At 39.7% G+C, this 26162-nt stretch carries 22 protein-coding genes and 5 tRNA genes; 24 read left to right on the plus strand and 3 right to left on the minus strand.

The genetic code is table 11. From position 1 onward, the window contains the following. Positions 1–23: 23 nt before the first annotated feature. The 5 genes from K0R93_RS11115 (at position 24) to K0R93_RS11135 (ending at position 583) form a co-directional block, all read left to right on the plus strand. Positions 24–99 (plus strand) — tRNA-Val (locus tag K0R93_RS11115). 128 nt (positions 100–227) lie between these two features. Then, positions 228–311: transfer RNA gene (locus K0R93_RS11120), tRNA-Leu, on the plus strand. Positions 312–316: 5 nt separating this feature from the next. Further along, positions 317–391, plus strand: a tRNA-Gly gene (locus tag K0R93_RS11125). A gap of 20 nt (positions 392–411) precedes the next feature. Next, positions 412–500, plus strand: a tRNA-Ser gene (locus K0R93_RS11130). A gap of 7 nt (positions 501–507) precedes the next feature. Beyond that, a tRNA-Phe gene (locus tag K0R93_RS11135) sits at positions 508–583 on the plus strand. A 56-nt stretch (positions 584–639) separates the two neighbouring features. Here K0R93_RS11135 and K0R93_RS11140 read toward each other — a convergent pair. Continuing rightward, positions 640–1857, minus strand: coding sequence for a 2,3-bisphosphoglycerate-independent phosphoglycerate mutase (locus K0R93_RS11140; protein WP_300301215.1), 1218 nt, complete (start codon positions 1855–1857; stop codon positions 640–642). Positions 1858–2434: 577 nt separating this feature from the next. Further along, positions 2435–3778, minus strand: coding sequence for a nucleobase:cation symporter-2 family protein (locus tag K0R93_RS11145; RefSeq protein ID WP_300301216.1), 1344 nt, complete (start codon positions 3776–3778; stop codon positions 2435–2437). A gap of 341 nt (positions 3779–4119) precedes the next feature. Here K0R93_RS11145 and K0R93_RS11150 point away from each other — a divergent pair, with 341 nt between their 5' ends. From K0R93_RS11150 to K0R93_RS11185, 8 genes are all read left to right on the plus strand, one after another. Next, positions 4120–4794, plus strand: coding sequence for a FadR/GntR family transcriptional regulator (locus tag K0R93_RS11150; protein ID WP_300301218.1), 675 nt, complete (start codon positions 4120–4122; stop codon positions 4792–4794). Between the two features lie 136 nt (positions 4795–4930). Beyond that, on the plus strand, positions 4931–5620 hold the full coding sequence (locus K0R93_RS11155; RefSeq protein ID WP_300301220.1) for a GntR family transcriptional regulator: 690 nt from the start codon (positions 4931–4933) through the stop codon (positions 5618–5620). 550 nt (positions 5621–6170) lie between these two features. Continuing rightward, positions 6171–7226 (plus strand): TRAP transporter substrate-binding protein, encoded by a 1056-nt coding sequence (locus tag K0R93_RS11160; RefSeq protein WP_300301222.1) that lies wholly within the window; start codon positions 6171–6173, stop codon positions 7224–7226. A gap of 111 nt (positions 7227–7337) precedes the next feature. Next, positions 7338–7862, plus strand: a complete 525-nt coding sequence (locus K0R93_RS11165; protein WP_300301224.1) for a TRAP transporter small permease — start codon at positions 7338–7340, stop codon at positions 7860–7862. Further along, positions 7862–9154 carry a TRAP transporter large permease gene (locus K0R93_RS11170; protein ID WP_300301226.1) on the plus strand — a complete coding sequence of 431 codons (1293 nt, stop codon included), beginning with the start codon at positions 7862–7864 and terminating at the stop codon, positions 9152–9154. The genes K0R93_RS11165 and K0R93_RS11170 overlap by 1 nt, the downstream gene beginning before the upstream one ends. A gap of 8 nt (positions 9155–9162) precedes the next feature. Next, positions 9163–9633, plus strand: a complete 471-nt coding sequence (locus K0R93_RS11175) for a YcxB family protein (RefSeq protein ID WP_300301228.1) — start codon at positions 9163–9165, stop codon at positions 9631–9633. A 219-nt stretch (positions 9634–9852) separates the two neighbouring features. Continuing rightward, a complete protein-coding gene (uxuA, locus tag K0R93_RS11180; RefSeq protein WP_300301230.1) occupies positions 9853–10923 on the plus strand; it encodes a mannonate dehydratase in 1071 nt (356 codons plus the stop codon). Positions 10924–11074: 151 nt separating this feature from the next. After that, positions 11075–12679 carry a mannitol dehydrogenase family protein gene (locus K0R93_RS11185; protein ID WP_300301232.1) on the plus strand — a complete coding sequence of 535 codons (1605 nt, stop codon included), beginning with the start codon at positions 11075–11077 and terminating at the stop codon, positions 12677–12679. Positions 12680–12821: 142 nt separating this feature from the next. On the opposite strand, the gene ilvD (K0R93_RS11190) is transcribed toward K0R93_RS11185, so the two are convergent. Then, positions 12822–14498: a dihydroxy-acid dehydratase gene (gene ilvD, locus K0R93_RS11190; protein ID WP_300301234.1), complete on the minus strand. Its 1677-nt coding sequence runs from the start codon at positions 14496–14498 to the stop codon at positions 12822–12824. A gap of 234 nt (positions 14499–14732) precedes the next feature. Between ilvD (K0R93_RS11190) and K0R93_RS11195 the strand changes: the two genes are divergently transcribed. The 11 genes from K0R93_RS11195 (at position 14733) to K0R93_RS11245 (ending at position 26144) form a co-directional block, all read left to right on the plus strand. Continuing rightward, positions 14733–15449 carry a FadR/GntR family transcriptional regulator gene (locus K0R93_RS11195; RefSeq protein WP_300301236.1) on the plus strand — a complete coding sequence of 239 codons (717 nt, stop codon included), beginning with the start codon at positions 14733–14735 and terminating at the stop codon, positions 15447–15449. Between the two features lie 16 nt (positions 15450–15465). After that, a complete protein-coding gene (locus K0R93_RS11200; protein ID WP_300301238.1) occupies positions 15466–16545 on the plus strand; it encodes an iron-containing alcohol dehydrogenase family protein in 1080 nt (359 codons plus the stop codon). A 131-nt stretch (positions 16546–16676) separates the two neighbouring features. Beyond that, the gene (locus K0R93_RS11205) at positions 16677–17717 is read left to right on the plus strand and encodes a TRAP transporter substrate-binding protein (protein ID WP_300301240.1); all 1041 of its coding nucleotides are present in this window, start codon (positions 16677–16679) and stop codon (positions 17715–17717) included. Positions 17718–17832: 115 nt separating this feature from the next. Continuing rightward, positions 17833–18357 carry a TRAP transporter small permease gene (locus K0R93_RS11210; RefSeq protein ID WP_300301243.1) on the plus strand — a complete coding sequence of 175 codons (525 nt, stop codon included), beginning with the start codon at positions 17833–17835 and terminating at the stop codon, positions 18355–18357. Positions 18358–18373: 16 nt separating this feature from the next. Beyond that, positions 18374–19654, plus strand: a complete 1281-nt coding sequence (locus K0R93_RS11215) for a TRAP transporter large permease (RefSeq protein ID WP_300301245.1) — start codon at positions 18374–18376, stop codon at positions 19652–19654. Positions 19655–19689: 35 nt separating this feature from the next. Further along, positions 19690–21408 (plus strand): dihydroxy-acid dehydratase, encoded by a 1719-nt coding sequence (ilvD, locus tag K0R93_RS11220; protein WP_300301247.1) that lies wholly within the window; start codon positions 19690–19692, stop codon positions 21406–21408. Between the two features lie 67 nt (positions 21409–21475). Then, complete coding sequence (dgoD, locus tag K0R93_RS11225; RefSeq protein ID WP_300301249.1) at positions 21476–22624, plus strand: galactonate dehydratase; 1149 nt, start codon at positions 21476–21478, stop codon at positions 22622–22624. A 45-nt stretch (positions 22625–22669) separates the two neighbouring features. Beyond that, entirely contained in the window at positions 22670–23317 is a 648-nt protein-coding gene (locus K0R93_RS11230; RefSeq protein ID WP_300301251.1) for a bifunctional 4-hydroxy-2-oxoglutarate aldolase/2-dehydro-3-deoxy-phosphogluconate aldolase, read from the plus strand. Between the two features lie 26 nt (positions 23318–23343). Further along, positions 23344–24351 (plus strand): 2-dehydro-3-deoxygalactonokinase, encoded by a 1008-nt coding sequence (locus K0R93_RS11235; protein ID WP_300301253.1) that lies wholly within the window; start codon positions 23344–23346, stop codon positions 24349–24351. A 112-nt stretch (positions 24352–24463) separates the two neighbouring features. After that, complete coding sequence (locus tag K0R93_RS11240; protein WP_300301256.1) at positions 24464–25105, plus strand: bifunctional 4-hydroxy-2-oxoglutarate aldolase/2-dehydro-3-deoxy-phosphogluconate aldolase; 642 nt, start codon at positions 24464–24466, stop codon at positions 25103–25105. A 13-nt stretch (positions 25106–25118) separates the two neighbouring features. After that, positions 25119–26144, plus strand: coding sequence for a sugar kinase (locus K0R93_RS11245; RefSeq protein WP_300301258.1), 1026 nt, complete (start codon positions 25119–25121; stop codon positions 26142–26144). The last annotated feature ends 18 nt before the right edge of the window (positions 26145–26162 follow it).

Consider the following 26162-nt stretch of genomic DNA (forward strand, 5'->3'; position numbering starts at 1 on the left):
CCGGATGGGTCACCATTTAATATGGGCGCATAGCTCAGCTGGGAGAGCACCTGCCTTACAAGCAGGGGGTCATAGGTTCGATCCCTATTGCGCCCACCATTTAAGTGCAGTTAACGGTACACGGTTACCGGTTGACGGTTCTTAGGGTGAGTATTTTGGGCCAAAAGCTCAAAAGATAGACCATAGTAATCAGCAACTGACAACTAATAACCGATAACTAAATACATGCGGGTGTGGCGGAATTGGCAGACGCACTAGACTTAGGATCTAGCGCCACGTGCGTGGGGGTTCAAGTCCCTCCACCCGCACCATTCACGCGGAAGTGGCTCAGGGGTAGAGCATCGCCTTGCCAAGGCGAGGGTCGCGAGTTCGAATCTCGTCTTCCGCTCCAATGTTTTTTTGCCATAGTATGGAGGGGTGTCCGAGCGGTTTAAGGAGCTGGTCTTGAAAACCAGTGACTTCGAAAGGGGCCGTGGGTTCGAATCCCACCCCCTCCGCCATCTATTTGCCCAGATAGCTCAGTCGGTAGAGCAGAGGACTGAAAATCCTCGTGTCGCTGGTTCGATTCCGGCTCTGGGCACCAAAAGAAAAAAATACCTGATACGAATTCGTATCAGGTATTTTTTATAATTTTTTGATTTACGCACCAAACTTGTCTAGGCGTTTAGCATTGGATAACAGCAGACCCATAAGATATTTGCTTTCAAAGAAGCCTAGGCTGCCAGTATTACATGCACTTTCATTGAATACCCTTACATCATCTACATCACAAAATTCACTATGGATAAGTGTCGGTACAGGATGCCAACTGTGTGCCCTCATTGAGCAGGGAGATGAATGATCTCCTGTAATGGCTAGTACGTCGGGTTTATGCTCTAAGAGGATTGGTAAAGCTTGATCTACTTTTTCGATACAACTTACTTTCCCATCAAAAGCACCATCTTCACCGGCTTGGTCAGTACCTTTAATATGAATAAAGAAGAAATCATATTTTTGGCGATGTTCCACATAGGTCTGAAATAGGTTTTCTATAGAATCAGGTGCAGGAAGTAACTGCATACCCAGTAAGGATGCAATACCCCTATACATAGGATAGGATGCAATGGCTGCGGATTCTAATAAATATTTATCTCGCATAGATGGAATTTTTGGCTTTCCAGAAAATCCTCGCATTAAAAAAGCATTGGCAGGATTTGTATCTTTTAATAAAGAAAATCCTTTCTCCATGAACTGATTTACAATGTGAGCTAGGAACTGAGAAGCATCATTTTGTCCTTTTGCTTTAAGGGGAGCTTTTCCCTCATTTAAAGGATCCGTATCATTAATAAGAGCACCCAATTCCTTGTCTTTAGATCGAAAGACCGTGACGAAGCGGTGTCCTTTGCCAGGTTCAATAATAATTTCTACACCATCAATTTCTTTGATTTCCTTTAGAATGTTACATAGTTCTATGGTTGTTTCAGTTGGGATTCGTCCAGCTCTTCTATCGGTGATAATGCCGTTGCTATCCATAGAAGCAAAATTGCATCGGGTGGCCACATCTCCAGCTTGTATTTCAAAGCCAATGCCTACGCCTTCCAATATACCCCTTCCAATGGTATGTATAAGGGGATCATAGCCGAAAATTCCTAAATGACCAGGGCCGCTGCCTGGTGTGATCCCTGGGAGGATAGGGATGGAACGACCGACGGCAGATGTTGCCGCTAGTTGATCTAAATTAGGGGTATGGGCGTATTCCAAAGGGGTTTTGTTTCCAAACTTTGGGTGACGAATATCGCCAACACCATCCATTACCAATAGTACAATTTTCGAGTTGTTTGTCTTAATCGTATCTGCGATTACTTGATCATAATTCATGATATCACCTCATTGTTTTAATTCTACACATACTTCTTATTAAGAAAGAGAATAAGTATACACTATGATTATCATGGTAAAAAAAATAGAAAAGTATACTTATCATATGGAGTTTCGCATGTAAGATATTTTTGAAGTATAGAGTATTTTTTACATACTACAAAATGTACGATGTTTCGTCATATTTCCCGGGCAATAGCGGGAAGTGTACGAATATGTAAAATTTATCGGATCATGACGATATGGTAGGGAAATAAGACGTATTGTTGATATTGGTAGGGGCGATTCACGAATCGCCCGTAGAACAAAACTCCCAATCCGCCGGCCTTCCTGAACAACGTGATGGATATCGTCTTATGTCTTTGAGATGCTTTTTTGCGCTCTGGATGGTGGCAATTGTGGCACTATCCATAATGGATATTCCGCTAACATTGGGCGATTCGTGAATCGCCCCTACAATTTTATTGATCTTGATCTATGCGACTGTGTCGCATCTTTTATTTATTGTGAACTATAAGCCTATATAAGAATAAGCTAGGGTATGCATCCTAGCTTATTCTTGTATAAATATTTTGAACTAAATAACGTTTTCCTCAAACTCGATAGCAGGTTTTGGTTCTTCGGTTAATACGATATTCAGCACAAGGGCTGCAATTGTACCTGCACTAATGCCGGAAGAGAAAAGGCTTTTTAATGCCTCGGGAAGTTGGGAAATGAAATCAGGTCTCACGGTAACACCAAGGCCTAAACCAAGAGAAATTGCCAAGATCAATAGATTTCTATTGGACATTTCCACGTCCTTAAGGGTCTTAATTCCAGAAGCAGCTACAACACCAAACATGATGATTCCAGCTCCACCCAATACAGGGTTAGGCATGATGGCTATGAGGGCACCGAATTTCGGGAAAATGCCTAAAAGCATTAAGATAACCCCTGCAACGACAACGACAAATTTACTCGCTACCTTTGTCAAAGGAATAAGTCCCACGTTTTGGCTAAAGGAAGTATTAGGCCCAGCTCCGAAGAATCCAGCAATAAAGCTTCCTACACCATCGGCCAAAATTCCTGCTTCAATCTCTTCACTGGTCAACTCTCTACCAGACGCTTCACCGATGGCCATGAGTACCCCAACCGTTTCAATGGTTGTTACCAGATAGGCAGTAATGAAAGGAAGTACAAATGCAAAGCTAAATGTTACACCAAATTTAAAGATTGAAGGGAAAGCAATCCAGCCTGCTTCCTTAATCGGTTCAAAATGTAGCAGACCTAAGGGTAAGCTTATGGCATATCCGAAAATCAGACCTAGAATAACAGCAGCAGAACTGACAATGCCTTTTCCATAGCGGTTTAACAGCATGGTGACGATCATAACAGCCATGGCAACACCTACATTTTTAATGCTGCCATAATCAGCAGCTCCGAAACCACCAGCTGCCCAGTCAATAGAAACAGGAAGCAGGGTAAGACCAATTAAGGTTACAACCGTACCTGTAACAATTGGTGGGAAAAATTTTCTTAATGGTTTAATAAATCGACTAAGTATAATTTCCACAAACGAACCTAAGATTGTAGCACCAAAAATTGCAGGCAAACCTCCTGCAAAGCCAACTGCGATAGAAGGACCTACAAAGGTAAAGTCTGTACCCATGACACAGGGGACTCTAGCACCACATTTACCAATTCCTTTTGCTTGAATAAACGTTGCAACGCCTGCCATAAACAATGCTGCACTGACAAGGTATGCCAAATCTGCAACTGGCAAACCGAGTACGCCTCCCACAACCAATGGAACAGCAACAATACCGCCAAAAGCGGCCATGATATGTTGAAATGCAAGAAGGATGCTTACCTGAAGGGGTGGCACGTCCTCGATCTTGTAAAGAACCTCAGAATGTACTGGTGCCGCGCGATTGTTATCCATAAAGTTACCTCCTGTTAATAAGTATTTTGTGAAGTTCTTTTAAGAGACCTCCTTTCTATGAAAAATAGACTTTTTAAAAAAATATGAATATTACATGTATTAGTTTCTGAATATTTAAAAAATACCTTCGTGTATAATTCATAATTTTATGTAGTAACATATATATTTTTTTATAAAACATATAAGAGAAATTGATGGAAATTCGGAAAACAGTACAAACTACAATTGTAGAAAGACTATAAATCGTATAATAAATAAAAATTATATGAATAGAATATGATTTATGATAAGATATCCATGTCATAATGTATATCTAAAGAAGATTGGAAGTGTAGGAGATCATGTTTGATAAAGTATTGCTATCGGAAAAAATTGCGAATAATATCAAAGCTTTAATCATAGAACAAAAACTGCAGCCTGGAGAAAAACTACCAAATGAGATAGACTTGGCAGGACAATTGAACGTTAGCCGTTCAACGGTTCGAGAGGCAATCAAAACATTGGTTTCAAAGAATGTTTTGGAAATTCGCAGGGGGAAGGGAACCTATGTATGTGAGAATCCTGGAATTGCAACAGATCCTCTAGGCGTTACCTTTATGAACAAAAAAGATCTGCTATTGTATCTTTTTGAAACGAGGCTAATTATAGAACCTGAGATGGCAGCCCTTGCTGCCCAAAGAGCCACAGAAAAAAATATTAAAGCCCTTGAAGAGGCATTCCATGTATTAGAAAACCAGATACTCGAGGGCAAAGACCATACAAAAGCTGATATCAAGTTTCATAATATCATTGCTAAAAGCACCCATAATCCGATCATTAGAAGAATCGTACCTATTATTAATGATTCCATTGTTGAAGGTTATCAGGAGACAAAAGATATACCTGAAAGTGGAGAAAAAGTGCTAGGTCACCATAGAAGGGTACTGGATGCGATTTTGGAAAAGGATGAAGCAATGGCAAGACAATATATGAGGGAGCATATCCAGAGTGGTATGAATCAAATCCTTCAAAAATAATTTACACAAGAATATACTTATAGCCTTTAATAGGTTGATATATTCCACATCATGATTGACAGTAAATAGCTACTATGGTAGTATGGTAAGGGGTCGTGTATAATAGATGAAATTATTCTTCTAGGGAAGTGAATATATGAATTTAGAAATAGAAAAGCAAAAAGATGGAACGTCAGTCGGTGATTATGTATATGAAGTCATCAAAAGAAACATTATTAACCTTAACATGGCCCCGGGGAATCGGGTGAGTGAAAAGGAGATTTCTGATCTTCTAAATGTTAGTAGAACGCCAGTCAGAGAAGCTTTTATTAAATTAGCCAAAGAAGGCTTACTCTACGTCCTTCCTCAGAGAGGAACTTATATTTCCTATATTGATTTAGATATTGTTGAAGATGCGAGATTTATTAGGGAGAGTTTAGAGAAGTCTGTACTTAAGATTGCTACAGAAAAGTTTCCAGAGGAGTTATTAGATGTTCTTCAAGAAAATATCAATACGCAAAAAAATCTAATAGAGCAGAGATTATTCTTTAAGTTTCTCGAGATGGATGAAGAGTTTCATAAAACGATATTTATTGGATGCAACAAAGCAAGAACATGGTCTTTTATAGAACAGATTAATTCAGAATACAAGCGTGTTCGGATGCTTTCCTTTATTGCAGATGTCAACTGGAAAAATGTCATTGGACAGCATATGCAGATTTTAGAGAGTATTAGAAATCATGATGAACAAATGGGACAGGAAGTAATTAGTAATCATATCAAAAAGCTGATATTTGATCAGATAGAATTAAAAGCAAAGTATCCTCAATACTTTAAAAGGGATTAAAAAACATACGAGCGTGTAAAATAAATGGTGTAAACTTCGAGGTTGATATCAAATTTAAATATCACTAAGGAGGGTACACCATTATGTCATTTAATGGATAAATCAACAAGTCAAAAGCATTAGACCTTATTGAAGAAGATAACTCGAGGATATTTCTGATGTCCAAACCATAGACCATGTACAATGCATTTTTAAAGAATTTATTGATGATATAATTGACTCAAGCATTCTAGTATGGTAGTATATATTATAGATGGAAATGTGGGATAAAAGATATTATGATATGTTAGATTTTAAGTGCATAGATTAGTGTATGGATGATTTAATTAAAACGTATAAGTGCTTTGTAGTAATAAAATAATTAACAAACGAATTCTGCTACAGGAAGTAAAGGACTTTTTTTAGATGTTAGAGAAAACGTTATCTTATGCAAACAAAAATGATTGGCATTTATGTAGAAATTCCTAGATGTGGGTACTGTTCTAAAGAAAATTTTTTTAGGAACTTTCTACAATGCAAATATTAAGTACAGAAAATAGGAGGGGGCAAAATGAAAAAAGGTTTTAAGTTATTATCATTAAGTCTTGTGCTAGTGTTAATTGTTGCAGGATTAGCAGGTTGTGGCATGAAATCACCAACAGAGCAGCCGGCAAAAGAAGAAGCAAAGCAAGAAGGAACAACAACAGAACCAGAGATTACCCTTGTATATGCAGAAGTTAATCCTCTAGATACGATTGTTGGTCAAACAGGCACTGCCTTTAAAGAAAAAGTTGAAGAACTATCAGGTGGAAAGATTAAGATTGATATTCAGGCAAGCGGTGTTTTAGGAGCAGAAAACGATGTGCTTGATGCGATGCTTGGTGGCGGCGGAACAATTGATATGTCCCGTATCTCAGCGTTTGCCCTTACACCTTATGGTGGAGAAAAATCAAAACTGCTTTCTATTCCTTATACATTTGTAAACCGTGAACATTTCTGGAATTTTGCTACATCTGACTTAGCGCCTGAATTCCTACTAGAGCCCCATGAAAATGGCAGCGGCGTTAGAGGTTTATTCTATGGAGAAGAAGGTTTCCGTCATTTCTTTACAACAAAAGAAGTGAAAGGCATAGAAGATTTAAAAGGCATGAAGCTAAGAGTATCAAATGATCCTGTTATGAATGGTTTGGTACAAGGACTTGGTGCTTCTCCTACAGTTGTATCTTTCGGTGAACTTTATTCTGCATTACAAACAGGGGTAGTAGATGGTGCTGAACAACCTATCGCTAACTATAAATCAAATGCATTCCAAGAAGTTGCACCAAACATGATTCTTGATGGACATACACTTGGAGCAGTTCAAGTAGTTATTACAGATGAAGCTTGGGATAAGCTTACAGAAGAACAGCAGAATATTCTTGTGGAAGCAGGTAAATATGCATCAGAATTTAACAGAAAAATTTCTGAAGAAGCTGAGAACAAAGTGTTAGAAGGTTTAAAAGCAGATGGTATCAATATTGTAGAAGTTAAGGATATCGCACCTTGGCAGGAAGCAGTAAAAGGTGTTATTGAAACTGAAACTGCAAAGCATAAAGATCTTTATCAAAAGATTGTTGATATGAAATAATATTCACAAAAGGATGGATTGTAACATAGTACAAGTAGCATGAATAGGATATGTTTATAGACACAGAGGGGGATTATACCCTTTGTGTCTAAATTTTTAAGGAGGTAAGGTATGCCTAAGATGTTTAATACAATTGATAGGATGAAACCAGCATATGATGTGGCTTATAAGGTGGTCCTATTCTTATGCAAGATACTTTTAGTAGTAGATATTCTTATTACTAGTTTTGCAGTGGCTGGTCGATATATTCCTTTTATTCCAGATCCAGCATGGAGTGAAGAAGTCGTTTTAACTTGTATGGCCTATATGGCAGTTCTTTCTGCGGCTTTAGCCATCAGAAGAAATGCACATATTCGTATGACGGCATTTGATAGTTATTTACCTAGAAAAGTGATCATTGCTTTGGATATTCTTTCAGATGTTGCTGTTTTAGCCCTTGCTGTGGTGATGATAACAGTAGGCTGGAAGTACGCAGTCCAAATCGGTTCCAAAGGATCTTATGTGAGTATGCCAGGTCTTTCTAGATTCTGGATGTATTTTCCAGTTCCGTTGGCTGGTATAGCTATGGTTCTTTTCGAAATAGAGATATTATATAATCATGTTAAAGGAATTTTTGTAAAAGAGGAGGATATGTGATGACTGCTGAAAGTATGGCAATATTGATTTTAATTGGTAGTTTTTTTCTAATGGTATTTTTAAGATTTCCTATCGCTTATGCAGTAGCCCTTTCATCGCTGTTCACTCTTTTGTACCAAGGACTTCCACTTACCACCATCGTTCAGCAGATGGTAAAGGGGATTAGTTCTTTCAGTCTTATGGCAGTACCTTTCTTCATCACAATGGGGGTTCTCATGGGGTCTGGTGGAATCTCAGAAAAGCTGATTGCCCTGGCCAATGCCTGTGTTGGCTGGATGCGAGGCGGTATGGCCATGGTAAACATCGTAGCATCATACTTCTTTGGAGGTATTTCTGGTTCTGCAGCTGCAGATACAGCATCCCTTGGCAGTATTTTAATTCCTATGATGGTAGACCAAGGCTACGATGATGATTTTTCAACGGCGGTTACCATCACTTCATCCTGCGAAGGGCTTTTGGTTCCCCCAAGTCATAATATGGTTATTTATGCGACGACTGCAGGTGGTATTTCCGTAGGAAGTCTTTTCCTTGCAGGCTATTTACCAGCCGCACTACTGGCAGTATCCTTGATGGTAGGTTCATATATCATTTCTGTGAAGAGAAACTACCCAAAGGGTGAACCATTTAGCGTGATGAATTTGTTAAGACAGCTTAGCGTTTCTTTCTGGGCCCTTGCAGCCGTTCTGATCGTTGTAGTAGGTGTAGTAGGTGGTGTTTTTACAGCTACAGAATCGGCAGCCATTGCAGTTATTTACAGTTTGATTGTTAGTGTATTTATTTATAAAGGTCTTGATTGGAAGGGTGTTTGGAAAGTGCTTGAAGATTGTGTGAATACACTTTCTATCGTGCTTATTCTGATTGCAACCTCTAGTATCTTTGGGTTTTTACTGACACGTTTGGGCGTTCCAACTTTAGCAGCAAAGGCAATTATCAATCTTACAGATAATCCAATTGTTTTGGCATTGCTTTTAAATCTTATCCTTTTGATTCTTGGATGTATTATGGACATGGCGCCGATCATATTGATTGCTACCCCAATTTTACTTCCAATAGCAACTTCAATTGGCATTGATCCTATTCAGTTTGGTATTATGCTTGTATTAAACTGTGGTATAGGTCTTTTGACACCACCCGTTGGGGCGGTACTATTTATTGGTTCTGCTGTTTCTAAAGTATCCATGGAGCGCGTTGTAAAAGCCACATTGCCATTTTATGTATGTATGATCATTACCCTTATACTCATTACCTTTATTCCTGGAATTAGTTTATGGATTCCATCGTTATTTAGGTAAAGAAAGATATGAAATATAGATTCACTTATCAAACAACAGCCTTCGATCTTTGGCAGTTATCCATGTATGGTATTTATGGTTCTATGGTAGGAGTATGTAATATTATATTTACAGTAGCCATGGGACTGCTAAGTGCAAAGTTTTGGGGAACTGTAAATGGCTTTATGAAAATAATTTTCATCATCGCAATTTGTCTATTTACGGTTATACAACCGGCAGTCATTTATATGCGGGCCAAAAGACAGGTAGCAACGTTCCCCCATGATATGGAGATTGGCTTTGATGACCATGGAGTTCATGTAAAAACTGAAAAACAAAGATCAGAATTAAAATGGAATACCATAAAAGCAGTATCAAAAAAACCGAGTATGATAGTTATATTTTCGACGACGAAACATGGTTTTGTACTAACGAATAAAGCATTAGGAAAACAAAAAGAAGCCTTTTATAGCTATGTAGTCTCAAAAATTAAAAAATAAATATATTTTCTAAGATATAAAGATGAAGCCGTACTTACAAAATATGTATTTACGACTTTGTTTTTATATGCTTTTAGAAAAATAGGATGAATAATAATGGAAGCTTCTTAGAAAGGTAGTTTATGAAATTAAGAATTATATAAAGGCATATTGACAAAAACACAGAAATATACTACCATACTAGTATATTTCTATGAAAATAGAGAGGAGATTACAAGCATGAAAATGACATTAAGATGGTTTGGAAGCAAACATGATACCGTAACCTTGGGGCAAATAAGACAGATTCCTGGCTGTGTAGGTGTTATTACCACTCTTTATGATACAAAGCCTGGAGAGGTATGGAGTAGAGAAGCGATCAGAGCCATGAAGGAAGAAATAGAGGCAGCAGGGCTTGAATTGAGTGGTATTGAGAGTGTAAATATCCACGATGATATTAAAATTGGTCTTCCTACAAGGGAGCAATATATTGCAAATTACATTGAAACCCTCGAAAATCTTGGCAAAGAAGGAATCGATTTAGTATGCTATAATTTCATGCCTGTATTTGACTGGACAAGATCAGATCTTGCGAAAGAAAGATCTGATGGGTCTACAGTTCTTTCTTATGATCAGGAGCTTATCGATAAGATTGATCCTACTAAAATGTTTGAAGAATTGGATGCTAATTCTGGTGGATTTGTTCTGCCAGGTTGGGAGCCAGATCGACTTGCAAGGGTAAAAGAACTATTTGAAATGTATAAAGAAATAGATGAAGAAAAGTTATTCCAAAACCTTGTATACTTCTTGAAGGCAATCATGCCGACCTGCGAAAAATATGGAATCAAGATGGCTATTCATATGGATGATCCAGCATGGTCTGTATTTGGTTTGCCAAGAATTGTAAATAATAAGGGAAATATTCAAAGATTATTAGATGCAGTTCCTGTAATGAATAATGGTCTTACATTATGTACAGGTTCTTTAGGTTCAAGCCCTCACAATGATATCCCAGATATGATCAGAAGCTTCAAGGGAAGAATTCACTTTGGCCATGTAAGAAACGTTATCCATCTTGCACCGGGTAAGTTTGATGAGGCGGCTCATTTATCTTCAGATGGATCTTTAGATATGTTTGAAATCATGAAGGCATTTCATGATATCGGTATGACTGGACCTATTAGACCTGACCACGGCAGGATGATTTGGGGAGAAAAGGCGATGCCTGGTTATGGTCTATACGATAGAGCTCTAGGTGCAACCTACCTACTCGGATTATGGGAAGCAATTGAGAAGTCAGCTAAAAAATAACCTAATGTAGATCAATCTATGGCTATATATTAAAAATTTAAAAACCTACCAGACATCTTTATTTTAGGAGTTGTTTGGTAGGATTATATGTATGGATATTACTTATGGATTTAATGGATAAGTATAACATGAGAGAAAGAGGTGGACTAAAATGAAGTTAAATTTAGATGCTTTAAAGAATGTTGCCGTTTGGGAGCATGCAGGATTTAAGCTCCCTAAATTTGATATTGAGAGAGTAAAAGAAAATACGATGACAAATCCTAACTGGATTCATTTTGGTGCAGGCAATATTTTCAGGGCACTTATGGCCAATGCCCAGCAAAACATTCTAAATGAAGGCAAAAGTGACAAGGGCATTGTTGTCGTAGGGGGAGAGGTCATAGAAAAGTTGTATCAACCCCATGACAACCTAACAGTTCTTGTTAAAATAAAGGCAGATGGAAGCATGGAAAAGACCATCATTGCTAGTATTATGGAATCATTGGTTTCTGATATAGAAAATAAAGAAAGCTGGAGCAGATTAAAAGAAATCTTTGAAAATCCTAGCCTGCAAATGGTAAGTTTCACCATAACTGAAAAAGGATATAGCTTAAAGGATGGTAAAGGTGAATACTTGCCCGATGTGACGGAGGATTTTAAAAATGGTCCTCGAAGTCCAGTCAGTTATATGGGTCAAGTAGCATCCCTGCTTTATGAAAGATATCTACATGGTAAACAGCCTCTAGCCCTAGTAAGCATGGATAATTGCTCCCATAATGGGACAAGACTTTATGAGGCAGTCAGCGCATTTGCGCAAAAGTGGGCGGAAAAGGGCCTAGTGGATGAAGGCTTTGAAGCCTATATGAGTGACCCCAAATCAGTATCTTTCCCATGGTCCATGATTGATAAGATTACACCACGACCTGATCCAAGTGTAAGAAAGATGCTGAAAGATGTTGGTTTTGAAGATGTAGAGGATGTAGTCACATCAAGAAATAGCTATGCAGCTCCCTTTGTAAATGCAGAGGAGCCCGAGTACTTGATTATAGAGGATCTATTTCCTAACGGAAGACCGAATCTTGAAGCTGGTGGTATCATTTTCACAGATAGGGAAACCGTTGGTAAGGTAGAGCAAATGAAGGTTTGTACTTGCCTTAATCCTCTTCACACAGCACTTGCCATATATGGGTGTCTATTAGGGTATAATTTGATTTCAAAGGAGATGGAAGATCCTGAATTAAAGACCCTAGTGGAGAAGATTGGTTATGTGGAAGGATTACCTGTAGTTGTGAATCCAGGCATTATTGATCCGAAGAAATTCATTGATGAAGTACTTCAAGTAAGGATTCCAAATCCATTTATGCCGGATACACCCCAGAGAATTGCAACAGATACTTCTCAAAAATTAGGTATTCGCTTTGGACAAACAATAAAGGCTTACACAGAAAGGGTCGATCTAAACGTTAAGGATTTAAAGCTTATTCCCCTTGTGTTAGCAGGCTGGTGCAGGTACTTAATGGGTATTGATGACAATGGAAATAAAATGGAGTTAAGCTCAGATCCGCTTCTAGCGGAAGTAATACCTTACGTAGCGTCTATTTCACTTGGAGATAAAGGCCCGTTCCATGAACAACTTAGACCTATCTTATCCAATGCTGCTATTTTTGGTGTAGACCTATATAATGTAGGGTTAGGCGAAATTGTAGAAAACTATTTTGAAGAGTTAGTAGCATCAAAGGGTGCAATCAGAGAAACATTAAAGAAATATGTTTATTAAACTATATAGTAGTTGGTAATTGTATATATTGTAACGAACAGAGGGCTGCCGAATAAGGCAACCCTTTTTATGAAATCAAGAAGTAAAAAGATCATCTAGATATATGAGGTTGCCATAGAGAATCTAAAGGATAGTGTGTCGCTTAACGTACAGGAATAATGGCGCCTTTTGCTGCGGAATTTACAAGCTTACCGTAGGAAAAGAGGTAACCTTTGAATTTTGTATTGGTATAGCACTGCACATCCTTACATCTTTCAGCGAAGTCTTCTGCTTCTACCTCGATGGTTCCTTGATTTACATCGATGGCAATGATGTCTCCATTTCTTACAGCACCTATAGGACCTCCCTCTGCTGCTTCAGGGGCAATATGTCCCACAAAGCAACCGTTATTTGATCCAGAAAAACGTCCATCTGTTATTACGCAAACCTTACTGCCTAGATTCATACCAACCAAGAGCTTCATCGCCTTATACATTTCAGGCATACCAGGACCGCCTTTTGGTCCTTCATTTCTTATGACAAGGACATCACCTGCTTTTATCATACCAGAAGTGATACCTTTTAACGCATCCTGCTCGCTCTCAAATACTACGGCAGGCCCTCTAAATGTATGGGCTTCCTTTGGAATTGCAGAAGGCTTCGTTACAGCCCCTTCCGGAGATAGGTTGCCTTTCAATACCGCAATACCGCCATTTATGTTGGATGGATTGCTCAAGTCTCTTATAACATCTCTATTTTTTATTCGTATCCTGCCAATATTCTCTTCCACAGTTCTACCTGTTAATGTAATGACGTCTAAAGCCAATGACGCTTCTAGTGACTTCATCACTGCCGGTATACCTCCTGCTTCGTGCAGATCAAGGAGGGTATAGGGACCGCCTGGAATTAATGGGGTAATATGGGGAACTTCTCTACTGATTCTGCCGAAGTCTTCAAGACTTAAGTCAATCTCAGCTTCATAAGCAATGGCCAATATATGAAGCACTGCATTGGTAGAACCTCCAATAGCAGAGTTCACTTTAATGGCATTTTCTAAAGAATCCCGAGTGATGATCTTTCGTGCAGTTAAATCATTCTTGATCAGCGACATGATTGCTTGTCCGCTTTCATAGGCTGCTGCCATGCGGGCGCTATATACTGCTGGAATAGTAGACGTACCAGGCAAAGTCATTCCCAAGGCTTCTGACAGACAGCCCATGGTATTGGCAGTGCCTAACATAGCGCAGGAGCCGATGGTCGGCACAGCATGATCTTCCAGCCATAAATAGTCTTCTTCGCTCATTTTACCGGATTGTAATGAGCCTAAAGATTGTTGGATGATAGAATGATCCACATATTCTCCACCATATGGGTTATTGGTCTTCAGCTTACCGGGCAAAGTGGGGCCACCATTTACCAAAATGGCAGGGATGTCTAGCCGAGCTGCTGCCATCAACATACCAGGAATAATTTTATCACAGGAACCCAGTAATACCATGCCATCGAAGCGATGGGCCTGCATCATCATTTCAATGTCATTTGCAATAAGTTCCCTTGTTGGGAGAACAAAGCGCATGCCGTCATGGCCCATGGCCATGCCATCACAGGCACCAATGGTACCGAATTCTACAGGGGTTCCGCCAGCAGCACGGATACCTTCTCTCACATGCTGGGCCAAACTTCTTAAATTAAAATGGCCTGGGCATATGGTACTAAATGAATTCACCACAGCGATGATCGGTTTTGATAAATCATCATCTGTATAGCCGCTTGATTTGTAAAGTGCCCGAACATTTGACCATTCAGGCTGACTAAGAATATCTTTACTTCTCCAATACATGGTTATACACATCCCCCTTCAGCTTTTACTCACAATATAACATAGGCATAGTTGTAATACAAGATGGATTACAAATTATTGAATAAATCACAGTTTTTATAATAAAATTTATATGAATGGATAAAAAAATAGGGTTAAATAAGAAAAAAATAACAAAAATGCTAATTGACAGCAGCAAAAGCATCATATAAAATGAAAACAAGTTATAAGTTGTCATACATGTTGGAGGGCGTTATGGAGCGGAGAAAATTAAACACTAGTGATATTGTCTATAGAACAATAGAAGAAAAGATATTAAAGCAGGAATGGACACAAGGGATGAAAATAGCTTCTGAAAATCAGCTGGCACAAGACTTAGGTGTTAGCAGAATCTCAGTACGTGAAGCGATAGAAAAGATGGTTGCCCTAAATGTTCTTTCAAAAAGGCAGGGAGAAGGAACCTTTGTCAATGAACTCTCCCCATCGATCTATTTAAACAACCTAATCCCCATGATTCTCCTTGAAAAGGATAATTTAATCGATATTTTGGAGTTCAGAAGATTAATGGAGGTTGACAGTGCACGGCTCTGTGCGGAAAAATGTGATGATGAGACCATTGAGTTTCTAGAGGAGTGCTATGAGGAGATGTGCAATAGCAAGGATGAACCCTTAAACTTTACCTATGCGGATTATAATTTTCATATGGGGATTGCAAGAGGTACTGGGAATTCATTAATTATTAAGGTAAATAGTATATTAATGGATTTATGGAAATTTCATCAGCAGGAAATTAATCGCTATCTTGGACCCTACGGCGGTCTGCATGAGCATAAAAAAATTCTAGATGCTATCAAGGACAGAGATCCAGATTTGGCAGCACTATTTATGAGGAGACATATTGAGCGGACGCTCACAGAGATTCGAAGAATAAAAGCTGCTGAAACCGACTCATCGGCTGTTACCGGACTTTAAAAGGGGGGGGATGTATATGAAGAATATCATGGTCAAATTCCCTAATTATACAGTTGGGGAAAACGTTTTGACGGATATTGGCAAGGTAACCAAAGCATATGGCAAAAGGATTATGGTTATAGGAGGAAAGACCGCCTTAGAAATGACACGTAATGAAATTCAGTGTGGACTTGAAAAAAACCAATTAAGCATCATTGACTTTCATTGGTATGGCGGAGAGTGTACAAATAAAAATATAGATCGTGCAGCAGAAAAAGCGAAGCAGGAAGGTGCGGAGGTTATCATAGGAGTTGGGGGCGGAAAGGCCATAGACACAGCCAAAGGTGCAGCTCAAAAAGCTGGATTGCCTGTAATAACTGTTCCTACCATCGCAGCAACCTGTGCTGCTACTACGGCCCTTTCCATTGTCTATACGGATAAAGGAGATTTTGAATCCCTGTTTCATTTGACTGAACCTCCTGTACATATTTTTATGGACAGCAGTGTAATTGCCCATGCACCGACCAAGTATTTACGGGCTGGCATTGGAGATACCATTGCAAAATACTATGAGGTGGGTATTACAACGAAGGGGAAAATGCTTTCCCACAGTGCTGCCATGGCCAAGGAACTGAGCAGTATGTGTGCATTTCCGCTTATAAAATATGGGGCAAAGGCTTTATCAGACAGCGAAAATAAGGAATCCTCTTTTGAACTAGAGCAAATCATCTTAAACAATATCATCAGCACTGGAATTGTTGCTATGCTGGTTGGTGATGAGAACAATGGTGCCGCTGCCCATGGACTATTCTATGGACTCACCCTATTAGAAGAAATAGAAAAAAATCACCTGCATGGTGAAGTAGTAGCCTACGGGGTATTGGTGCTCCTAGTGATGGATGAACAGAAAGAGGAGTTTGATAGGTTATATCCTTTCTACAAGCAGATTGATCTTCCAACCTGTCTAAAGGATATCGATGTGAAGAATGACAGGACATATCTGGAATCTGTATTAGAGAAGGCGGTTAATGCACCAGATATGTTGAAAATGCCGTATACTGTGACAAAAGATATGCTGTTTAATGCCATACAAGCATTAGAAAAACTAAATGATTAAATCTGGTTTAAACAAGGTACGCTGCGAAAAACCTAAAAGCTTCTGGTTTGATATGCAAAAGGAAGCTTTTAGGATTGTACGTAGAAAGCCTGTTTAAAAATAAAAACATTAAAAAGTGGGAGGGGTTCTTAGTGAAAAGAAGTTTGGCGATTTTATTAACGTTGATGCTAGTGGTAGGTCTTTTTGCAGGATGTACACCTAAGCAGGAACCAGCAGCAGAAACTGGCAGCGCACCAGCAGAGAGTAAGCCAGTTGAGAAAAGGGTTATGAGAATTGGTATTGGTCTAAATGAAGATCATCCCCAGTTTAAAGGCTTAGAGAAGTTCAAAGAAGAATTAAATAATAGAGTAGATACCATTGATGTTCAATTATTTGCGAATAGCGCACTAGGTGATGACCGTGCCATGATGGAAGGTCTACAGTTAGGAACACAAGAGGGCACATGTCCTTCAACGGCTCCAATTGGTAACTTCGTAGAGGAATTCAAAGTATTTGATTTTCCATACTTATTCCCAAATGAAGCGGCTGCAGATAAGATTCTAGATGGTGAAATCGGTCAAGAACTGCTAGATTCTTTATCAGCAAAAGGAATCAAAGGACTGGTTTACTGGGAAAATGGATTCAGACAATTGACAAACAGACAGGTAGAAGTAAAAACACCTGAGGATATGAAAGGCTTAAAAGTTAGAACAATGGAAAATCCAATTCACTTGGCTGCTTTTAGAGCATTTGGTGCAAACCCAACGCCAATGGCCTTCGGAGAGTTATTTACAGCATTACAACAAAAGACAGTAGATGGTCAAGAAAATCCAATTGCAACAATCTACTATAATAAATTCTATGAAGTACAAGGATATACGACATTAACGAATCACTTATATTCACCATTCGTATTTATGATTAGCCAAAAGTTCTGGGATGAATCAACACCAGAAGAGCAAGAAGCAATCATGGAAGCAGCAAAGATTGCAAGAGACCATGAAAGACAGTTAAACAGAGAAGCAAACGAAACACTATCAAAAGAACTAGAAGCAAATGGCATGAAGGTAGTAGAATTGACACCAGAAGCACTACAAGCATTCCAAACAAAGGCTCAAGCAATCTATGGTGAATTTGCCCAGGGTAAGATTGCAGAATACTTAGATAGAGTACAAAAAGAATTGGCGAAATAATAGGACTATGGACAGATGAAAAATTGGGTTGAATATAGCAGTATATTCAACCCTTTCATCTAGGAAATGGTGATGGGGATATTACTTTACAAGACCATTTGTGAGGAGCGATAAAATGAATCTATTAAAACGTATAGATGATAAATTTGAAGAATATCTTGCGGCAACACTCCTTTCTTTTATGACTGTTTTTATTTTTTTTCAAGTTGTATCAAGGTTTGTTTTTGATATGCCTCTGGCTTGGTCTGAGGAAGCAGCAAGGTTTGTATTTGTATGGACGATCTATATTTCTGCAGCCCTTGCGGTGAAGAAAAGAGAGCATATCAGCGTAGAAGTAGGGATTATGTTTTTAAAAGGCAAAGCAAAGAAAATAGCCCATGTGTTTGCAGATATGATATTTTTAGTATTTACCATGTTCTTATTAAAGGATGGACTGTATTTGGTTGAGCATCTAGGTGCAAATCGACAATTATCACCGGCCATTGGCCTACCAATGAATTTTGTCTACATGATCATTCCTTTAGGTTACGGACTAATGATGTTAAGACTGATTCAAAGAATTATCTTTGATGTACGACATTTGAATGATCCAACTGAAGAAAATGATGATGATAATCAAAAAACAAGTTTAAAAGTTTAAGGAATGGGGTGAGACCGTGTCAATATCATTGGTTTTATTTGGAGGTTTAACGATTTTCTTATTATTAGGGGTTCCAATTGCAATATCTATTGGTTTTGCTTCCCTATTAGGACTTATATTTAGTAAAATGCCTACGGTGTATTTGGCCCAAGGGTCATTTGTGGCGGTGGACTCCTTCCCATTGATGGCTGTACCTTTTTTCATCCTCGCAGGAAATTTGATGGAGACAGGGGGTCTGTCCAAAAGATTGGTAAGGGTGGCCAATGTACTGATGGGTTCGTATACAGGAGGATTAGCAACGGTAACGGTTATTGCCTGTGCATTCTTTGCAGCCATTTCTGGTTCTGGTCCTGCTACAGTGGCAGCCATTGGTTCAATTATGATTCCGGCGATGATCAAAAAGGGATATAGTAAAGATTTTGCATCTGCTGTGGCTGCCTCTGGCGGTGCATTGGGAATTCTGATTCCACCAAGTATCGTTATGGTTGTTTATGGAGTTGTAGGAAGTGTTTCTATCGGAGATTTATTTATCGCTGGGATAATACCTGGTATAGTCATTTCAGCAGTATTGATTGCAGTAGGCTATGTAATTTCTAAAAAGAATGGATACAGCGGGACAGGAGAGAAATTCTCGTTTAAAGAATTTGTAGTCGCCTTAAAAGATGCATTTTGGGCGTTACTGGCACCCGTAATTATATTAGGTGGTATTTATGGAGGGGTCTTTACACCGACGGAGGCTGCCGTAGTGGCCGTGGTCTATGGTTTTGTGGTAGGTGCCTTTATCTACAAAGAATTAAAATTTGATCAGATTTATAACTCTCTTTACAAAACCGCTATTACCGTGGGTTCAGTAATGATTATTATAGGGGTTGCCACAACCTTCGGGCGATTGATGACCATGTACCAAATACCTCATAAGATGGCAATGTTCTTGTCGACAATATCACAAAATAAGTATGTCATCTTAATGCTGATCAACCTATTCCTTCTATTCATTGGAATGTTTATGGAGACACTGGCAACCGTAATCATTTTAACACCGCTGTTGTTGCCTGTGGTTACAAACTTAGGGGTAGATCCAATCCATTTCGGTATTTTATTGGTTGTTAACTCTGAGATCGGTTTCTTAACGCCGCCTTTAGGGGTAAACCTATTTGTTGCTTCGAATATCTCAAAGATTTCAATTGAGAAGATAACAAAAGCGATTTTACCATTTATTATCGCCTTATTTGCAGCAGTTACTTTGCTGACATTCGTACCACAAATTTCAACTTTCTTACCAAGACTGTTGAAATAGGCATGTAGATGACAGCTATACTAGGAGGACTTCATATGTTAAAAAGCCAGAAAATGAGAAGTGTAGCCGTGGAAATGGATGCACTGAAAATGGGCATGGGATGGAGCAGTGGGGATTTAGATAAAACCCAAATCTTTCTTCAAAGTACTTGGGGGGACAGTCATCCAGGCAGCGTCCATTTAGATAAGCTGGTACTTGCAGCAGAAGAAAGATTGAACAAATTAGGCGCCAAGCCTGCGAAATATACAACAACAGATATCTGCGATGGTATTGCCCAGGGCCATGACGGCATGAACTATTCACTGCTTTCCCGGGAGATGATCGCCAATATGATCGAGATCCAAGCATTGGCTACGCCCTTTGATGGCGGGATGTTTATCTGCAGCTGTGACAAAGGGGTGCCTGCCCACTTAAAAGCCATTGGAAGGTTAGATATGCCATCCATCATCTTTACTGGAGGCGTAATGAAAGCAGGGCCAGATATGCTGACATTGGAGCAGATCGGCACCTATAGTGCTCAACTGAAGCGGGGAGAAATCACCGAGGAAGCCTTTAAAGAAAAGCAGCATACAGCCTGTGCATCCTGTGGTGCCTGTGCATTTATGGGAACAGCAGCAACCATGCAGGTTATGTGTGAAGCCTTGGGAATGACCCTGCCAGGAACGGCAGTAATGCCTGCAACCCTCCAAGAGATGGAGAATGAAGCCCAAAGGACAGCTGAACAATTGCTTGAAGTAATAAAGCTTGATATCAAGCCTTCACAGATCATGACCATGAAAGCCTTTGAAAATGCCATCATGGTCCATGCGGCAATTGCTGGTTCTACAAACAGTCTATTACACCTTCCGGCGGTTGCCCATGAGTTAGGATTAGAAATTTCACCAGATCTATTTGATGAGATCCATCGAAGAATCCCTTACCTGGCCAATATACGACCAAGTGGATTTTTCCCAGGGCAGTACTTCTGGTATGCAGGGGGTGTGCCTGCCATCATGGAAGAAATCAAAGAATTCCTTCACCTAGGTGTGATGACAGTGACAGGAAAAACATTAGGGGAAAACCTGGAGGAACTAAAGGAAAATGGCTATTATGAAAGATGCAAAGACTACCTAAAGGAACTGGGTGTAGAAAGAGAAGCTGTGATTCGGCCAAGGAACAATCCGATCCAGCAAGAGGGTGCTGTGGCAATTCTAAAGGGAAATCTTGCCCCTGAGGGTGCTGTTGTAAAGCATTCTGCTGTGGCAAAAGAAATGATGGAAGCAGTGCTAACGGCTAGACCCTTTGACTCAGAAGAAGAAGCCTTTGAAGCAGTGATTAGCAAGAAAATTAAGCCTGGAGATGCGGTATTTATCCGCTATGAAGGACCTAAGGGAACTGGTATGCCTGAGATGTTCTACACCACAGAAGCCATCGCCACAGACCCTGAATTGGTATCCTCCATCGCATTGATTACCGATGGAAGATATTCCGGTGCTACAAGAGGACCAGCCATAGGCCACGTATCCCCTGAAGCCATGGAGGGGGGACCTATTGCTTTGGTGGAAGAGGGCGACTTGATCAAGGTGGATATTCCAAATCGAACCCTCGAGATCATTGGCATCAAGGGCCAGGAGATGGCTCCTGATGAAATCGATAAGATATTAGAAGAAAGAAAAAAGCATTGGATCAAACCAGAACCAAAATTTAAAAGGGGTGTATTGTCCCTATATACGAAATCAGCAGTATCACCAATGAAGGGTGCATACATGGAATAGTACTTTCTAAAAATAGCCCGTCATAAGTGATGGGCTATTTATATTTTCACATCTAGGAGGAAGCATTATGAAAATAACAAAGCTAGAGTTATTTACCGTTGCACCAAGGTGGTTATTTTTGAAGATTGAAACAGATGCTGGCATTTGCGGGTGGGGAGAACCTGTAGTAGAAGGACGGGCTCATACGGTGAAAGCTGCTGTAGAAGAGTTGAGAGATTATCTTATAGGTAAAGATCCTTTAAGAATAGAAGATCACTGGCAAGTGTTTTATCGGGGTGGATTCTACCGGGGAGGACCTATCTTGATGAGTGCCATCGCGGGCATTGACCAAGCTTTATGGGATATCAAAGGAAAATACTATAATGCCTCTGTGCATGAACTGTTGGGCGGAGCATGCCGGGATAAGATAAAAGTCTATTCATGGATAGGTGGAGATCGGCCAAACGATGTTGCAGAAGCTGCATTGGAGAAAAAGAAAGCCGGATTTACTGCCATAAAGATGAACGCAACAGAGGAATTACATTATATCGATAGTTACGAGAAGGTCGAGGATGTCATTCAAAGAGTAGAGGCCATTCGAAAGGTGGTAGGGAATCATTTTGGCATCGGGATAGACTTTCATGGTCGCGTGCACAAGGCCATGGCAAAGGTATTGGTAAAAGCATTGGAACCCTATAACCTTATGTTTATCGAAGAACCCGTACTCACAGAAAATTTAGATGCCTTGAAGGCCATTGCATCCCACACTTCAACGCCTATCGCCACAGGAGAAAGAATGTACACCCGCTGGGACTTTAAAAAGATATTCGAGGATGGATATGTAGACATCATTCAACCTGATCTTTCCCATGCTGGGGGAATCACTGAGTGCAGAAAAATTGCTGCCATGGCCGAGGCTTATGATGTGGCAGTGGCACCCCATTGTCCACTGGGGCCAATCGCTTTGGCTGCATGCCTGCAACTGGATGCATGTACGCCAAATGCATTTATTCAAGAACAGAGCCTAGGCATTCATTACAATGAAGGCAGTGATCTGTTGGATTACCTGACAGACAAAACTGTTTTTCAGTATGAGAATGGATATGTGAATATTCCCACAGGGCCGGGACTCGGGGTGAATGTCAATGAAGAATATGTAAGGGAAGCAGCAGCAAGGGGACACAATTGGAAGAACCCAATATGGCGAAACGAAGATGGTACCGTAGCCGAATGGTAAACAGTTAGAAAAGCATAGATATACTTTGAATAAGGAGAAAGAACGATGGGAAAACAAGATAAGTTGAAGAGACTGGAGCATGAGGGGATCGTAGCAATATTAAGGGGCATCGAGGAAACGGAAGCAATGAACATTGCAAAGGCTTTGTATGAGGGTGGGATTCGATGTCTGGAGGTTACGTTTAATACCCCTGGTGCCAAAGAGATGATTTATAGAATGAAAGCAGCCTTTGGAGATGATTTATTGGTGGGAGGGGGAACCGTACTAGATGATGTAATAGCCAAGGAAGCTATTGAAGCAGGAGCAGAATTCATATTAAGTCCCAGCCTCCATCGTGAGGTTATCGAAATATGCAATCAGCATGGTGTAATCTCAGTGCCGGGCGTTTACACACCTACAGAAATGGTACACGGATATAAGTGGGGTGCTGACATTGTAAAAATCTTTCCAGCAGATATTCTGGGCCCTAAATATATCCAACAAGTAAGAGGGCCGCTTGAGGATATTCCAATCATGGCAGTTGGTGGAATAAGCTTACAGAATGCTGCAGCATTTATTGGTGCAGGGGCAATGAGTATTGGCGTGGGAAGTACATTGATCAATAAAAAGTATATAGAAGAAAAAAGATATGAAAAGATTACGGAATTAGCATCAGCATTTACAGCCATCGTCAGGACTGCGAAGGAAAAATAAAAGTATGGGTAAAGAGGTGCCGATTTATGGGTTATATAACAATTGATGTAGGTACAACCAATACGAGAATCAGATTTATCGAGGGCCAGGAGATTCTAGGAGAATATAAGGAGCATACGGGTGTAAGGGATACGGCCATCACCGGCAATATAGAAAAACTGAAAACAGCATTAAAAGATGGAATTTCCCATTGTTTAAGGGTTTGCAATAAAACGTTGGGAGATACAGAGAGGATTATTGCTTCGGGGATGATTACATCAAATTTAGGGCTCATGGAGATTCCTCACTTGGAGACACCAGTAAGCATAAGTGATTTGGGAAAAGCCATAAAAAGCCAAGTTTTTCATGATATTGTGGATCATCCAATATACTTTATTCCAGGTGTAAAAAATAAGGTAAAGTCTAGAGATATAGATAATTTTGAGGAAATAGATATGATGCGGGGGGAGGAGGTAGAGGCATTCGGTACTTTACAATTATTAGAAGAAAAAGGAAATATCCTGTTTGTTTCGCCAGGCTCTCACACCAAATTTGTTTTCATTGATGATAGACAGAGAATAGAAAAATGCAGTACTACCCTCATGGGCGAATTATTGTGGGCTCTATCGAGGGAGACAATTTTGGCGGATTCTATTCCAAGAAATCTTGTAACTTCAATAGATCAAGAATATGTTGAAAAAGGAGTTAAGGCTGCAAGAAAGTATGGTTTTTCAAAGGCATGTTTTTTGGTAAGAATTCTAGACTTGTTTACCGATGCTACTGAAAATCAACGGGCAAACTTTATTGCAGGGGCCGTAAGCTACTATGACATAGAATCTGTAAAAGAATATTTACAAGAGGGGCATCTGAAAATATTGATTGGTGGAGCTGTAATACTCAGGGACCTATATTGGGAGGCATTGAGAATCCAAGGCTATGATATGAAACAGGTGTTAAGGGTAGATCAATGGATTTTGGAAAAGTCCAGTGCAATTGGGGCAATAAAAGCATTTGAGTGGTATGAAAAGCTTAACCGTGAAAACAATAAAAATTAGCGTGGATTTTATGGATTTAAATAAAAAGTTTGCCATTGATTTTTTTGGGATATATTATATAATATAGTTATACGATGTCAGACAACACATCACTCAATTTCGGAGGTGTTTTATGAAAAGGATTGAAACGATTCAAAAGATCGTAGAGAGCGGCGTTGTGGCAGTTATCCGCGCTGAGTCAAAAGAACAAGGTATGAAAATTATCGAAGCAGTAAAAAAAGGCGGTATCAAGGCTTTAGAGATCACCATGACAGTGCCTGGAGCAGTAGATATCATTAAGGAATTATCTGAGGTTTACAAAAATGAAGATGTGATCATTGGTGCTGGAACAGTTCTTGATCCTGAGACTGCAAGGGCGTGTATATTGGCAGGTGCAAAATACATCGTTAGTCCAAGCTTAAATGTTGAAACTGTAAAGCTATGCAATCGATATAGAATCCCGGTAATGCCTGGGATCATGACCGTAAAGGAAGCGATCGAAGCACTTGAGTACGGCGCTGAGATTGTAAAGGTATTCCCTGGAAATGCGTTTGGTCCATCTATTATTAGTGCATTCAAAGGGCCTTTGCCTCAAGGAAACTTTATGCCTACAGGTGGTGTGAGCCTAGATAATGTGAAGGATTGGATCAAAGCGGGTGCCATTGCTGTAGGAACTGGCGGAGATTTAACGAAGGGTGCCAAAACGGGAGATTACGATTTGGTAACTGAAACTGCAAGAAAATTCGTTGAAGAAGTAAAAAAAGCGAGAGCATAGGGAGGAACATATAATGGCTAAAAAAGTAGTAACCATGGGAGAAATCATGTTAAGACTTTCTGCTCCTGGGTTTAAAAGATTTTCTCAATCAGATTCTTTTGATGTAGTATATGGAGGGGGAGAGGCAAACGTTGCCGTATCCTTGGCAAACTATGGCTTAGATGCACATTTCGTAACAAAGCTTCCAAAACATGAAATTGGACAGTGTGCTGTAGACAGTTTAAGAAAATTTGGTGTACAAACGGATTATATCGCCCGCGGCGGTGATAGAGTAGGTATCTACTTCTTGGAAAATGGTGCTTCTATGAGACCTTCCAAGGTGGTATATGATAGAGCGAATTCAGCGATTGCAGAAGCAGAAGCTAGTGATTTTGATTTTGATGAGATTTTTAAGGATGCAGAATGGTTCCACTTTACAGGAATTACACCGGCATTAGGTGAAAAAGCTGCCCAGCTTACGGAAGAGGCCCTAAAGGCTGCAAAAAGACATGGGGTAACTGTAAGTGTAGACTTAAACTATAGAAAGAAATTATGGACACCAGAGCAGGCAAAAAAGGTAATGACGAACCTTATGCAGTATGTAGATGTATGTATCGGAAATGAAGAAGATGCAGAAAAAGTATTGGGCTTTAAGCCAGGACATACAGACGTAACAAAGGGTGAATTGGAGCTAGAAGGCTATAAGGATATCTTCAAGCAAATGAAGGAGCAATTTGGCTTTAAATATGTTGTAACAACATTAAGAGAAAGCCATTCTGCATCAGACAACAGCTGGTCTGCCCTTATTTATGACGGTAGCGAGTTCTATCATTCAAAGAGATATGATATCCGAATCGTAGACCGTGTAGGCGGCGGAGATTCCTTTGCTGGCGGATTAATCTATGGTCTTATTTCAGGAAGAGACTTTAAGCAGGCATTAGAATTTGCAGTGGGTGCTTCTGCATTAAAGCATACAATCCCTGGAGACTTTAACCTTGTATCTGTTGAAGAAGTAGAAACACTCATCAAGGGTGATGCATCAGGAAGAGTACAACGATAATCACAGAGTGAATGGGGA

This window comes from Anaerosolibacter sp. (genome assembly GCF_029240175.1).
Taxonomy (GTDB): Bacteria; Bacillota; Clostridia; order Peptostreptococcales; family Thermotaleaceae; genus Anaerosolibacter.